Origin of the sequence: Spirosoma sp. (assembly GCF_048594605.1) — a bacterium.
Classification (GTDB): Bacteria; Bacteroidota; Bacteroidia; order Cytophagales; family Spirosomataceae; genus Spirosoma.
In genome coordinates this window covers 1-13,765 of sequence record NZ_JBMDWV010000025.1, presented here as the reverse complement: position 1 = coordinate 13,765, position 13,765 = coordinate 1, and the positions used below count along the sequence as shown (strand labels likewise).

General features: G+C 48.3%; 7 protein-coding genes and 1 pseudogene. 4 read left to right on the top strand and 4 right to left on the bottom strand.

The genetic code is table 11. From position 1 onward, the window contains the following. Positions 1–122: 122 nt before the first annotated feature. The 4 genes from ACOJS8_RS01235 to ACOJS8_RS01220 all read right to left on the bottom strand — a co-directional run bounded on the left by ACOJS8_RS01235 (position 123) and on the right by ACOJS8_RS01220 (position 4,184). The gene (locus ACOJS8_RS01235) at positions 123–989 is read right to left on the bottom strand and encodes a transglutaminase domain-containing protein (RefSeq protein WP_420146706.1); all 867 of its coding nucleotides are present in this window, start codon (positions 987–989) and stop codon (positions 123–125) included. Positions 990–1,092: 103 nt separating this feature from the next. Next, positions 1,093–2,739, bottom strand: a complete 1,647-nt coding sequence (locus tag ACOJS8_RS01230) for an OmpA family protein (RefSeq protein WP_420146705.1) — start codon at positions 2,737–2,739, stop codon at positions 1,093–1,095. A gap of 155 nt (positions 2,740–2,894) precedes the next feature. Continuing rightward, positions 2,895–3,515, bottom strand: coding sequence for a hypothetical protein (locus ACOJS8_RS01225; protein ID WP_420146704.1), 621 nt, complete (start codon positions 3,513–3,515; stop codon positions 2,895–2,897). A 39-nt stretch (positions 3,516–3,554) separates the two neighbouring features. Beyond that, positions 3,555–4,184 (bottom strand): MgtC/SapB family protein, encoded by a 630-nt coding sequence (locus ACOJS8_RS01220; RefSeq protein ID WP_420146703.1) that lies wholly within the window; start codon positions 4,182–4,184, stop codon positions 3,555–3,557. Positions 4,185–4,314: 130 nt separating this feature from the next. Here ACOJS8_RS01220 and uvrA point away from each other — a divergent pair, with 130 nt between their 5' ends. The 4 genes and pseudogenes from uvrA to ACOJS8_RS01200 all read left to right on the top strand — a co-directional run. Then, positions 4,315–7,230, top strand: a complete 2,916-nt coding sequence (gene uvrA, locus ACOJS8_RS01215; protein ID WP_420146702.1) for an excinuclease ABC subunit UvrA — start codon at positions 4,315–4,317, stop codon at positions 7,228–7,230. Positions 7,231–7,287: 57 nt separating this feature from the next. Then, complete coding sequence (locus ACOJS8_RS01210; protein ID WP_420146701.1) at positions 7,288–9,669, top strand: sialate O-acetylesterase; 2,382 nt, start codon at positions 7,288–7,290, stop codon at positions 9,667–9,669. A gap of 135 nt (positions 9,670–9,804) precedes the next feature. Then, the gene (locus ACOJS8_RS01205; protein ID WP_420146700.1) at positions 9,805–12,579 is read left to right on the top strand and encodes a DUF1553 domain-containing protein; all 2,775 of its coding nucleotides are present in this window, start codon (positions 9,805–9,807) and stop codon (positions 12,577–12,579) included. Between the two features lie 29 nt (positions 12,580–12,608). After that, positions 12,609–13,765: pseudogene (locus ACOJS8_RS01200) on the top strand (DUF1501 domain-containing protein); the annotation flags it as partial.

The window sequence follows — 13,765 nt, the reverse complement described above, 5'->3', positions numbered from 1 at the left end:
TAGTTCGGTACGTACCGACTGCTTCTCCGGCCAGTGTTGATGAGCTTGGCTGAATAGCATCTTCCTGTTGGCAGGACGTTAGTAACCCCACAAAGGCGCAGAAAAGCAGTTGTTTGTTCATATTATTTACTGTCCTGATTGTTAGACCCCACTGAAGACGAGATGGTTGGAGCGTCTTCCGATTTTTTTTCGCTCTCGTCGTCTTCATGCTGCGCCGTATCGACCCACACTTTCATGTCGTTGAGTTGCATAGGGCCAAACTGGGTAGTAAACGCTACGTCTGCAGCATCCCGACCGTAGGCAACCGTAATACGATTTCCGCGAGGCTGCTTCTGCGTAGCATCAAACGTGAACCACCGGCCATCTACATAGGCTTCAAACCAGGCGTGCAAATCCATAGGGTCGAGCTGATATAAATAGCCAACGACCATTCGGGCTGGAATATTCAGTGCCCGGCACAGCGAAATGCCCAGATGGGTAAAATCACGGCAAACTCCGATGCGTTTGTTTGCTGTGTCGACAGCCGATGTGCTTGCATCACTGGTTCCGTATTGATAGGTTACGTTCTCGTGTATCCATTTGCGGATGGCTTCGGCCTGATCGTAACCAGGTTCGGCATTCTGAGTAATTTCAGTGGCTAAATCACCCAACTGATCCGATTGGCAATACCGGCTCGGTAAGGTATAATGCAACACACTATCGGGCAGTTCTTCAACGGGCGTATATGGCGCACCAGGCGATACGTCGATCAGATCAGCGGTTTGCACAGTGGCCGAAAAGTAAATCGAGAACGGCCCTGGCGGAGCTACAACCCGCTGGCAGAGATTCCCGTACATGTCCGTAAACTCGGTTACGTTTACAGTAGGGTTAATCTGGTATTCTTCGCGGATAATCCACTGCCCGGCTCCGGAGCGCGGACGCAACATAAGTACTAAGGGAGTTGGTGTTTCAGCTTCAAAAGTCAGCTCACAACCAGCGTTGAGTTGCATAGTTAAAGTAAATGGAGGTTGTATTAGAAGTTATCTGAATCAAATGATTAACTCAAAAAATTGAGGATAGTTGATACGTTTTTTATGTTAACAACCCGTCACGTTATTTCTTCACAATAACAAACTCAACCCGTCGGTTTTTCTGACGACCTTCATCCGTATCGTTTGTGGAAACGGGCTTCGTTTCGCCAAACCCTTTACTCGCAATGCGATCCGGCTCAATGCCTTTACTGATAAAATATTCCCGAACGGCGTCAGCACGGTCCTGCGAAAGTTTGGCGTTTAACTCATTCGAACCTGTATTATCGGTATGACCACGCACTTCGATAACCATTTTGGGTGCATCATTTAGCGTCGTTACTAACCGATCCAGTTCAGGGGCGGATTCTGGCCGAAGTTCTGACTTACCCGTATCAAAGAAAATATTATTCAAACGTACCGTTCGGCCCACTTCGACAGGAACAAGTTTTAGTTCTTTCCCCTTAATCTCCTTGTAGCCATCTACTTTGCCCGTCAGGTCTACGTTGTCACCTTCGGCAATAAAATCTTTAGCAATTGCCCGCATGGAATATTTCTGACCGTAAGGCAACACGATTTTATACTCTCCGGTAACGGGGTCTGATGTCGCTTCGCCGGCTTCGGCACCATCAGGTAGCGTTTGATAAACAATACGAGCTTCGATGGGCTTTCCGGTTGTCTGGTCGATTACTTTGCCGCTGATGAGCGCTACCGGATCAGGCGTTGTTACGTCGGATTTACCTGCTACGTCATCGCCATTCCCGACTTTACTGGGCTGGTCACTAGAGCTGTCTTTCAGTTTGATCCGGACTATATCGCCTTTTCCCAACGTGTTTTTAAACGTTGTCAGATACGCATAATCGCCAGAGGCTGATAGCGTGTAATAAGCATCGTACCCATCCGTATTGACTTTAGGCCCCAGATTTACCGGTTTCGACCAATGCTTCCAAGTTTTGTCGACCCGTTTGCATACGTAGATATCATTGTTTCCTAAACCGCCCTCCCGATTACTGGAGAAATAAAGCGTTGCGCCATCGGGTGCCAGAAAAGGAGTTGTTTCGGTAAACTTCGTATTGACTTCCGGCCCCAGGTCCATTGGCTTTGTCCAGGACCCGTCTTTTTGGCGGAAACTCACATAAATGTCGTCTTCCTTACTATTTTTCTTTTCACTGAAGGCCATCAGCATTATTTTCCCGTCTGTCGACATAAACCCACAATCGAACTGACCTTTGCTCATGCTGACGTAGTTGGGAATGTCTATTTTCTGTGGAATTGACCAGCCTGAAGCAGTACGTTTGCTCACCGAGAAGCCGCGCGTTTCGTAGTTCCCGTTAGTATACTGCCCTTTAATGAGCATCGTGTTACCATCGGGCGTAATGCTATAAGCGCAATTATAATTGTCTTTGTTAAGCGGAGAAGACATGTGCTGGGCAGGACCCCATTTACCACTGGTTGTATCGAGTCTGGAAAACCAGATATCCTGACTGCCTTTGGTACCGTGGGTATTGTTTGGGTGACTAATCCGGGCAAAATAGAGCATCTTACCATCTGGCGAAATCACCGGGTTGATCTCGTTGTATTCTGAATTAATCTGATTACCGAGATTCTCAAACTGCTGCTCCTGCGTGGGCGCACCAGCCACGGCCGTTGTATCCTTGTTGGGTTGGCCACTCGCCAAGAAAGAACTAAAAAGGAAAAACAGGCTGGCAGCAGTAGCACTATTGACATTCATAACGCACTGAAGGATAGTGGAATATAATATAACGATAAAAAATGAATGTTCTGTATACAAAAGTGACGTAGCAGAACTACGTCACTTTCAACTCCATCAAAAGATAAACAGTATGTTACGTCAGGATTCCGTTGCAAAGAAAGCAACCCGAAATTTTAGAAGAAAGAAAGACGTAACACAAACGGACTTCCGTATATGGTACGAGCTAATCCCGAATTATCGTTATAATTCAGATTATATAATGCCGTTAGATTGACGCCAAACCGACGCGAAATAGGCTGTGAGTACGTAACACCTACTAAGTGCGAGGTTAAACTGGCGCTTGCTTTCTGACCGGTCTGATCGACTTTTTCCTGGATTGTGCTATTTTCCAGTTCGCCGTGTAAATACAGATTCGGCAAAATAGACGGGATAAATTCGTACATAACAAAGCCACGGCCGCCGAACTGGTTATACGTAGTAGGAACGTAATAGGGAGCCTTGAAACGGGTGTATGTGTAATTCCCGCCAATACCTACAATCATCCGTTCGCTGGCCTGGTAAGCAATAACCGGCGAAACCCCCAAACTGAACGGATTACCAAAACGAAACCCATTGATACCGCCACCAAACCGAAGGCGCTGGCCAAAAGGAAGCGGGCGGCCTTCAGGCGTTTGCGTACGTAGCGGATCCCGCCCCTGATCCCGGCGATCTTCCGGATCTTCGGTGAGTTGGCCAAAGGCAATGCTGCTACTTAATAAAAGTGTAATAAATAGAAACTTCTGGATATAATTCATGGTGAATTTCTGAAAAAACTTACACTAAACTTAACGAAATCAGAACGTAAATTCTTTTACCTCAGGGTCATTGAGTAAGCGATTAATGCACTTTTCATGGTTCTGCTCGGAGCCGTCAACCCGCCAGTGGCCGATAATATCGGTACCGATACGGTGCTGATGATTACGCGCCGGAGATAGATTGTATTCTTCAAATATTTTTTCGTATCGAGTAAGAGCCGTGTTATGAAACGTTGTAACAATTTTATAGTCGCGTGTTTGATTAAGCTTTTGAATCCGGTTGCCTAAACTGACCAGAAACAGCAAAGAGCCAAGCGTAAATACAAAACCAGTGATAGCTATAGCGTACTGACCGGCACCGATACACATCCCTAACGCAGATACTGCCCAGACAGTTGCAGCCGTTGTCAAGCCTTTTACCCGGTTGTCTTCCCGAAAGATGATGCCTGCTCCCAAAAAACCAATTCCATTAACAATGTTGGCAGCAACCCGATCGCCTGAGCCATCAATACGTGCCGACACCATCGTAAACAACGTAGAGCCTACGCAGATCATGATCATGGTACGTAACCCAGCCGACTTGCCATGATATTCGCGTTCGGAACCGATTAAGCCGCCAATCACCAGGGCAATACTTAGCCTGATGATATCTTCCTGTTCAAAATTCATTGTTTTGTTAGCTAGTACGGTACTTCCCCAAATCTCGTTGCATTTACCCAGTAAGAAAAGAAAATCGGAGAAACCATATTTTAAAATAAACCGTTAAAATTTAGATAGAGTTTACCCTAGTTCATACCGAATGACTCAGACTCCGGAAACCGAAACGCTACGTTCCGTTGACCAGCTCGACCCCAAGCAATTTATTATCATTAAAGGGGCGAAAGTACACAATCTTAAAGGAATTGATGTTGCCATTCCGCGCAACAAATTGGTTGTTCTGACGGGCCTTTCGGGTTCGGGAAAATCCTCATTGGCCTTCGATACGTTGTTTGCTGAAGGGCAGCGAATGTATGTTGAAAGCCTCAGTAGCTATGCCCGCCAGTTTTTAGGTCGGATGGAAAAGCCTGAGGTTGAGTACATTAAAGGTGTTTCGCCCGCAATTGCCATCGAACAGAAAGTATCGACCCGCAACCCTCGCTCAACGGTTGGAACGTCGACCGAAATATACGATTATCTGAAACTGCTTTTTGCCCGGATAGGTACTACGTATTCGCCGGTGTCGGGGCGTGAAGTCCGGAAGGATACCGTTACGGATGTCGTCAATTTTATGTATGAATTCGAGGCTGGTCAGCGCGTTATGGTGATGGCTCCGCTACGTATTCGAGAAGATCGTACACTGGCTTACGAATTGAACATTCTTCTCCAGAAAGGCTACACACGTATTGTTGCTTACGGCGGTCGGGATGCCAGTCAGCAGGTACTGCAGATAGAAGACGTACTGGCAGCGGGGGAAGAAAACACAGAAACTCTTTCCTCTTCCAATCTCGAAATTCTGGTCGATCGGGGAACGGTGTTGTACGACGATAATGGACAACCCGATGAAGATAACCAGTATCGTTTTTCTGACTCAGTCCAAACAGCGTTTAATGAAGGTGACGGTACGTGCCGCGTTGATATTGTCGGTAAAGAATCGCGGGTTTTCTCTGACAAATTTGAACTGGATGGCATAGCGTTCGAAGAACCGAGTGTCAATCTGTTTACCTTCAATAATCCGTACGGAGCGTGCCGCCGGTGCGATGGATTCGGTAAGGTTTTGGGTATTGATCCGGATCTGGTTATTCCTGATAAAAATCTGTCCGTGTTCGAAGGAGCGATTGCGCCCTGGCGAAGTGAGAAGATGAGTGAAGAGTTTCTTCGGCCGCTGCTCAGAAACGGGATTCGGTTCGACTTCCCGATTCACCGACCGTATAAGGACTTAACACCCGCCGAACAGGAGTTACTCTGGACCGGAAATAAATATTTTGACGGACTTAACTCGTTTTTCGATTTCGTCGAAAGCCAGACGTTCAAAGTACAATACCGCGTGATGTTGTCGCGCTACCGGGGCAAGACTACATGTCCCGAATGCCGGGGATCGCGGTTGCGGAAAGATGCCAGCTACGTACGAGTAGGAGGGAAGTCGATCACCGATCTGGTGCTGATGCCTATTACGAAAGTCACTACGTTCTTCCATGAGCTTGAACTCCCCGAAAATCAACAGCAGGTTGCCAACCGTATTCTGGTCGAAATTCGAAATCGTCTGGATTATATGGAGCGCGTCGGGCTGGGTTATCTGACACTTAACCGATTAACCAATACGTTGTCGGGCGGTGAATATCAGCGGATTAAACTTGCTACGTCGCTCGGATCAGCGCTGGTAGGGTCGATGTATATTCTGGATGAACCCAGCATTGGTCTGCATCCGCGCGACACTCAGCGATTAGTGAGTGTACTGGAATCCCTACGTGATATGGGCAATACGGTTATTGTAGTAGAGCACGAAGAAGAAGTCATGCGTTCAGCTGATCAGCTTATTGACATCGGTCCGGATGCCGGCTCATTAGGTGGACACTTAGTGTTTCAGGGAACGTGGGAAGAAATTGCAGAGGGAAATGCCAATGTTTCCACTCCTTCGCCCGATGCCCCACGCCCTTTGCCGTCTCACACCCTCGATTTTCTGACTGGGCGTGAGACAGTACCCGTGCCGACATTCCGGCGCAAAGCCACGAATTTCATCGAACTGAAAGGAGCGCGTGAGAATAACCTGAAAGGCGTTGATGTACGAATTCCACTTAATACGTTGACGGTTGTTACAGGCGTATCAGGTTCGGGAAAAAGTACGCTGATTCGAAAAGTATTGTACCCGGCCTTAATGCGTCAGAAAGGCGACGCTGCTGAGGAGGCTGGAAAGTACGATAGCCTGGAAGGATCAATAGACCGTATTGCGTCGATTGAGATGATTGACCAGAATCCAATCGGTAAATCGAGCCGTTCAAATCCTGTTACGTATATCAAGGCCTATGATTATCTACGTCAGGTAATGGCTGATCAACAGGTATCTAAGGCACGGGGCTATAAACCCAGCCATTTTTCGTTCAATGTCGATGGAGGACGTTGTGAAGTATGCCAGGGTGAAGGCGAGGTAAAAATCGAAATGCAGTTCATGGCCGATATTTATCTCAAGTGCGAAGGCTGCGGTGGCAAACGATTCAAGCAGGAAATACTGGAAGTGACGCTGCAGGATAAGAACGTATCGGACATTCTCGATATGACTGTTGACGAAGCCATTGCCTTTTTTCGAAAAATCGACTCCAAAATGGCCGATAAACTTCAGCCGTTGCAGGACGTAGGCTTAGGGTATATTGGCCTTGGACAGTCTGCTAATACGCTCTCGGGTGGCGAAGCGCAGCGTGTTAAATTAGCGTCGTTCTTGGGAAAAGGTAATCCAAACAAAGGCAGTACGTTATTTATCTTCGATGAGCCAACAACGGGCCTTCATTTTCATGATATACGGAAACTGCTTTCGGCCATCAATGCCTTAGTGGATCAGGGCGATTCAGTCCTAATCATTGAGCATAACATGGAAGTGATTAAAAGCGCCGATCACATCATTGATCTTGGACCGGAAGGGGGCGAAACAGGCGGCTACGTTACGTTTACGGGTACACCCGAAGAGATGGCGAAACTGCCCACCGGCGAAAATTACACCGCTGACTATTTGCGGGGGAAGGTATAAAAGCAGACGTTATCAACTTTTGTCTATTTTCGTAGTGGATTTCTTTATCCACTACGTATGTCTGCATCGCTTAGATGGCTTTTTCTGCTGATCACTTTTCCGTTTATAACGTCAGCGCAGTTACAGATTACTCATCCGATGTCACGCCTGGTTGTACAGCGCGGAGCGGACGGGAATGGGCGCCTATACGTATCAGGACGACTTGCCGGGCCTGTTGATCGAGTGGAAGCGCAATTAGTACCCGTTGTGGCTGGACAGGGTACAGCCACAGGTTGGCAAACCATACAGAATACTCCGACAAATAATATTTTTTTAGGTTTCATTACAGGCGCCGGTGGCTGGTACGTATTAACCGTACGTACCATTGTCAATGCGAACGTAACGGCACAGGTCGCTGTGCAGCCTGTAGGCATCGGCGAAGTATTCATTACGGCTGGTCAGTCGAATGCTCGTGGGCTAGGTATTGGGGATAACGATCTGGGTACGGCTACCGACCGGGTTAACGCCATCGATTCAATTAACCATTCGTATCCACCCGGTGCTCAGTCTCTGGTTTCTTCTGGAGATCCATCGCCAGTGCCAAAATTCAAAGCATTGACAGCAGCACGGCGTGTTTTTCCAATGGCCGAAAGTTCGTGGAGCTGGGGCGAACTGGGTGATTACGTAGTGAATCGTTATAACGTACCGGTTGCTTTTTACGTAACGGGCTGGGATGCGTCTACGATTGAAAACTGGATTAATTCAGCGAATGGTATTCCAACCTGTAATCGGTATTACTGCGTCGAAAACTGGCCCAATCTTCAGCCCTATACTAACCTGAAGAACGTATTGTCTTATTACGCATCTGTGGCTGGCGTTCGTGCTATTCTCTGGCATCAGGGCGAAGCCGAATTTGATGACGGTTCGGGTGGAAGTATTACGCAGTATGCCAATCGGTTAACAAGCCTTATTCAGAAATCGAGGCAGGATTTTGGTGGACGTAACATCCCCTGGATGGTTGCTCGGGCATCATTTGATGGAAACACCACACGGCCCGGTGTTATCAATGCGCAGCAGCAGGTTATCAGTAATACGCTAAACGTGTTTCAGGGCCCCTACAACGATACGATTGTTTACCGGAATGCGGGCACTCAGGACGTTCATTTTCGAAATGCGCTACGTCCAGCCACTCACCCACAATATTATCTAAATCCAAACTCAATTCCGTCCGATATGGGTTTATCGCGGTTTGCGCGTAACTGGAATAACAGCCTGGATAATGCATTTTTTCAGAACGCTGCGCCTGTCACACCGACGCAATTTGCCGTAACCAACAACCTGGCTGACTATGTATTGCCCGGAGCCAGTTTAAACGTAGCATTCAGTACGCTGGGGACATTTGATTCCGGCAATCAATGGCAGGTGCAACTGCTGGATTCGTTGGGGCAGTATAAAGCTGTACTGGGAAGTGGTTCTTCAAGTCCAATCCAGGTAACTATGCCCAATACGTATCAGAGTGGCCGATTCCAGATTCGTGTTGTTTCTACATCGCCAGCGACGCCTGCTGTTCCATCAAATTTATTTCGGATTACCTCGCAGCCACCACTGGCTGATTTGAGTTTGTCGATGAATGTTAGTTCGCAAATTCCGAATGTCAATGATCCTATCACTGTTACGTTAATAGTAAAAAATGAAGGGCCCGGCCAGGCTACGAACGTAGTGGTTCGAAATCGGCTACCCGATAATTTCACGTTCATTTCGTCATCAGCCATGACAACCAGCGCAAGCGGTTTGGTTGGTACGATTCCTGGTCTGGCAGCAGGGGCCTCCACGTTCCTGAGTTTTGTGGCTCAGCCTACGGCAGATGGTACGTATCGTAATGCAGCCGAAATCGCAGCTTCAGCTCTGACTGATCCAGATAGCCAGCCCAACTCAGGCACGGCTGACGGACAGGATGATGCGGCTCAGATTGATTTCCGCACGATTCAGGGTGGGAGTACACTGTATGCATCCCCAAACCCAAATCAAGTCCCTCTGCCTAATGTTATCAGCAACCAGCCTGCACCTGACCCGAATAAAGCTGACATAAGTCTGGGCTTAGCTGCCAGCAATCAGGTGCCTCAGGTTGGCGATATTGTACAGTATTTAGTAACTGTAACGAATTTGGGCAGTTTGACAGCTACAAACGTGGGTGTAACGGCTTATTTGCCTGGCGGTATGAGCTTCGTAGCGGGTGATGATTTTACGATATCAAGTGGAAATCTGATAAGCACGGTTGGCACTGTGGCCGCAGGTAGTAGCGTTACGTTACGTTTTCGGGCAGCCGCAACGGTTTCTGGAGAGAATATCTGCGCGGCTCAAGTAACCTCTGCGAGCCCGTCAGACCCTGACTCCACGCCGGGCAACGGCACAACAAATGGTGAAGACGACACGGCTCAGATTGATATTCGGGTGAGGTAAACGAAGTGGTTATCGACTCATTTAGAACGTATTAAGCGATTTGTGCGTTAAAATTGAATCAATCGGTGATTTTCATAGTACAAATTCATGCGTCTTTGCTTTTATAGCCAAGGCTTGATTGTTCATGCTAGTCATATGAAAACTGGGTGGATTCTTTTGGGGGCGGGTGCCTTCGCTTTGATACTAACACTTTCGTCATTTCTCGGCTTTTTTGAAGATCGGGTGGATTATAACACCCAAGTCAAGCCGCTGCTGAATAAAAACTGCATTGCCTGTCATGGTGGCGTTAAAAAAGCGTCAGGATTTTCACTTCTTTTCCGGCACGAGGCTGTAGCGCCGGCTAAATCAGGTAAGCCAGCCATTATTCCCGGTGATGCCGATGCCAGTGAAATGATTCGACGGCTGACGTTGGATGACCCTGAAGAACGGATGCCACTTGACCACCCAGCCCTTAAGCCTGATGAAATCGATATACTTCGCAAATGGATTGATCAGGGCGCTGAGTGGGGTGATCACTGGGCCTACCAGTCAGTTACAAAGCCTGATGTGCCTAAAATCGGTACGTTCTGGAGCCGCCTGGGTGTTGTTGATAGTGACGAAGTAAACTGGGCTAAAAACGAAATCGATCATTTTGTTCTGGACAAACTGCGTCAGGAACAGTTAAACCCTTCGCCTGAGGCCGACCGCGCTACGTTGATACGTCGGGTGTCGCTCGACTTAACAGGACTGCCACCTACCCAAAAAGAGGTTGGCGATTTTCTGGCTGATAAATCGCCGAATGCCTACGAAAAAGTAGTCGATCGTTTGTTAAAATCGTCTGCTTATGGCGAGCGATGGACAGGTATGTGGCTTGATTTGGCCCGATATGCCGATACAAAAGGGTATGAACGCGATCCGGGGCGGAAAATCTGGCGATACCGCGACTGGCTCATCAAAGCATTTAATGAGGATAAACCATTTGACCAGTTTACGATTGAGCAACTAGCGGGGGATTTATTGCCCAAGCGGACCGATAATCAACTCGTCGCTACAGGATTTCACCGGAATACGATGAACAATGACGAGGGCGGTACGCAGGACGAAGAATTTCGGATAGCGGCCGTACTTGATCGGGTTAATACAACCTGGGACGTCTGGCAGGGAACAACCTTTTCTTGTGTGCAGTGCCATAGCCACCCATACGACCCGTTTGTACATGATGAATACTATAAATATCTGGCTTTCTTTAATAATACGCGCGACGAAGACGTAACGAGCGATACGCCGACTTTGCGATTTTATAAATCGGATGATTCACTTAAAGTCGTTACGTTACAGCAATACATTCAGTCGGGTATTACCAATCCAAAGCAAAAGCAATCTGAGGTAAACCGGGTTACGGACTTCGTTCGTACAGTCGAACCTAAAATTAACTCGCACGATTTTGATCAATACGTTAATGCATCGCTAATCGACGCAAAGTATTTTGGTTTTCAGGATAAAGGCTCGGCACGTATTAAGAACGTGACACTTACCGGTCGCCCGCGTTTATTCATGAAATGGGGTACCAAAGCAATTGATGCAAACGTAACGCTACGTCTTGATAAGCTGGACGGGCCCGTTTTAGCCCAGATATCGACGCCAAAACCAGGGAAAGATACGGTTCAGGTCATTCCGCTGCCAACCATTCAGGGACGGCACCATGTTTACTTATCACTCGACAGTCATAAGAAGCCGAAAGACTGGGTGCAAATTAAGTGGGTATCTTTTCAACCGCTGCTACCTGGCCAATCCGTAAACACGCTCGACGAGAAAGATAAATTGCTAACCGATCTGTTGAACGTCGATACTGAGCAAACGCCAATTATGCTGGACGGATCGGGTGATTTGAAGCGCGAAACGCATGTTTTTGAGCGAGGTAACTGGACCGTAAAAGGGAAACGCGTAACGCCCGACGTACCGAAATCTTTTCCGGCAATGGATCCAGAACTACCAAAAAATCGCTTGGGACTGGCGCGCTGGATGGTCAGCCGGGAGCACCCCCTGACTGCCCGTGTAGCCGTTAATCGTTTCTGGGAACAGCTCTTCGGCACCGGCATTGTCGAGACCGTTGAGGATATGGGTACACAGGGAATTTCGCCGACGCACCGTGAATTGCTTGATTATCTGGCTGTTGAGTTTATGGAAACTGATCGCTGGAGCGTGAAAAAGCTTCTAAAACGCATGGTCATGTCCGCTACGTATCGGCAACAATCGAACGCTACTGCCGAACTGTTGGCAAAAGATCCGTTTAATAAGTTGCTAGCGCATGGGCCGCGCGTTCGTTTATCGGCCGAGGCTGTTCACGATCAGGTGCTGGCCGTCAGTGGTATACTGAGTCGTAAGATGTACGGCCCAAGTGTGATGCCCATTCAGCCTGAGGGAATCTGGCAATCGCCCTATGATGGTGAAACCTGGAAACAAAGCACAGGTGAAGATCTGCATCGGCGGGCGCTGTATACGTATTGGAAACGTACTGCCCCATATCCGTCGATGGTGACGTTCGATAGTCCGAGTCGGGAGTTTTGCCAACTGCGTCGAATACGAACCAATACACCTTTGCAGGCACTAGTTACGTTAAATGATCCGGTTTATGTAGAAGCAGCACGGCAGTTAGCAACCTACATGTACCAGCATGGCCGATCGCCCGAAACGCAGATACAGGCGGGTTTCCGACAGGTCATGCTACGCGATTTATCGGCGAAAAAACTGGCTGTTTTAGCCCGTCTGTACCGAACAACGGAAGAATATTACCGACAGAAACCAAACGAGATGGAGAACTTACTGTCTCAACCCGGCATCGATTGCACGACCGTTACGCCCCAACTGGCAGCGTTGACTCTAACGGCTAATACGATGCTGAATCTGGACGAAGTCATTACGAAAGAATAAGTAACGCCCGATACGCTGACGCAACGCATATGAACAAACTCCTTCAAGAACTCCAACAGGCAGCCGCTGAGCGTGAAACTCGGCGGCATTTTCTGCACACCTGTACAACAGGCCTGGGCGCTATGGCTCTTAGTTCTGTTCTCTGAAGCTGCGGTTTGTCCGGTAAAAATGACGTAACGACAAACGCTGTTGGGGCAACTTCCCTATCAGGTGAGCCTACAACTCCACATCCGTCGCAATACGTACCGAAGGCTAAGCGGGTTATTTATATCCACATGGCTGGGGCGCCAAGCCAGCTGGAGTTGTTTGACTATAAACCTGAGTTAGTGAAATACCACGGCAAAGATTGTCCACAGGAGTTACTCACCGGGAAAAAATTCGCCTTCATCCGGGGTGTACCGAAAATGCTGGGCCCCCAGGGGAAATTTGCTCAGTACGGTCAGTCTGGAGCCTGGCTATCCAACTATCTGCCGCATTTACAAGGGGTTGTTGATGACGTTACGTTCCTGAAGGCTATGTATACAGACCAGTTCAATCATGCACCTGCCCAGTTACTCATGCACACAGGGAGTGCGCGGTTAGGCCGCCCGAGTATAGGCTCATGGGTTACGTACGGACTTGGTACCGAGAACGATGACTTACCTGGCTACATAGTCTTGGCATCAGGTGGTAAGCAACCAGATGCGGGTAAATCGGTTTGGGGAAGTGGCTTTTTGCCGACCGTTTATCAGGGTGTGCAATGTCGTACTGACGGTGACCCGGTGCTTTATGCGTCTGATCCGTTGGGCATTAGCCGCGACGTACGCAAGCAGACCATTGATGCCATCACCGAGATTAATCAACAGCAATACGAAGACGTCAAAGATCCTGAAATTCTGACCCGTATTGCTCAATACGAATTGGCGTTTCGTATGCAAATGTCCGTCCCTGATGCGATGGACATCAAGAGTGAGCCCCAATATATACTTGACAGTTACGGGGCTGACCCAAATAAAGGATCGTTCGCTCGAAATTGTTTGCTGGCTCGTCGCTTAGTTGAGCGAGGTGTACGGTTTGTGCAGCTATTTGACTGGGGTTGGGATACGCACGGAACGGGCCGCGATGGGGCGCTCGAATACGGTTTATGGGATAAATGCCGCGAGTCGGATCAGGCAGTGGCGGCCTTGCTTACGGATTTAAAACAACG

Excerpts from the sequence above, each read along its gene's own strand:
- ACOJS8_RS01220 (WP_420146703.1), bottom strand. The coding sequence starts at position 4,184 with ATGAATTTTGAACAGGAAGATATCATCAGGCTAAGTATTGCCCTGGTG.
- ACOJS8_RS01230 (WP_420146705.1), bottom strand. The coding sequence starts at position 2,739 with ATGAATGTCAATAGTGCTACTGCTGCCAGCCTGTTTTTCCTTTTTAGT.
- ACOJS8_RS01235 (WP_420146706.1), bottom strand. The coding sequence starts at position 989 with ATGCAACTCAACGCTGGTTGTGAGCTGACTTTTGAAGCTGAAACACCA.
- uvrA (WP_420146702.1), top strand. The coding sequence starts at position 4,315 with ATGACTCAGACTCCGGAAACCGAAACGCTACGTTCCGTTGACCAGCTC.
- ACOJS8_RS01210 (WP_420146701.1), top strand. The coding sequence starts at position 7,288 with ATGTCTGCATCGCTTAGATGGCTTTTTCTGCTGATCACTTTTCCGTTT.
- ACOJS8_RS01205 (WP_420146700.1), top strand. The coding sequence starts at position 9,805 with ATGAAAACTGGGTGGATTCTTTTGGGGGCGGGTGCCTTCGCTTTGATA.
- ACOJS8_RS01225 (WP_420146704.1), bottom strand. The coding sequence starts at position 3,515 with ATGAATTATATCCAGAAGTTTCTATTTATTACACTTTTATTAAGTAGC.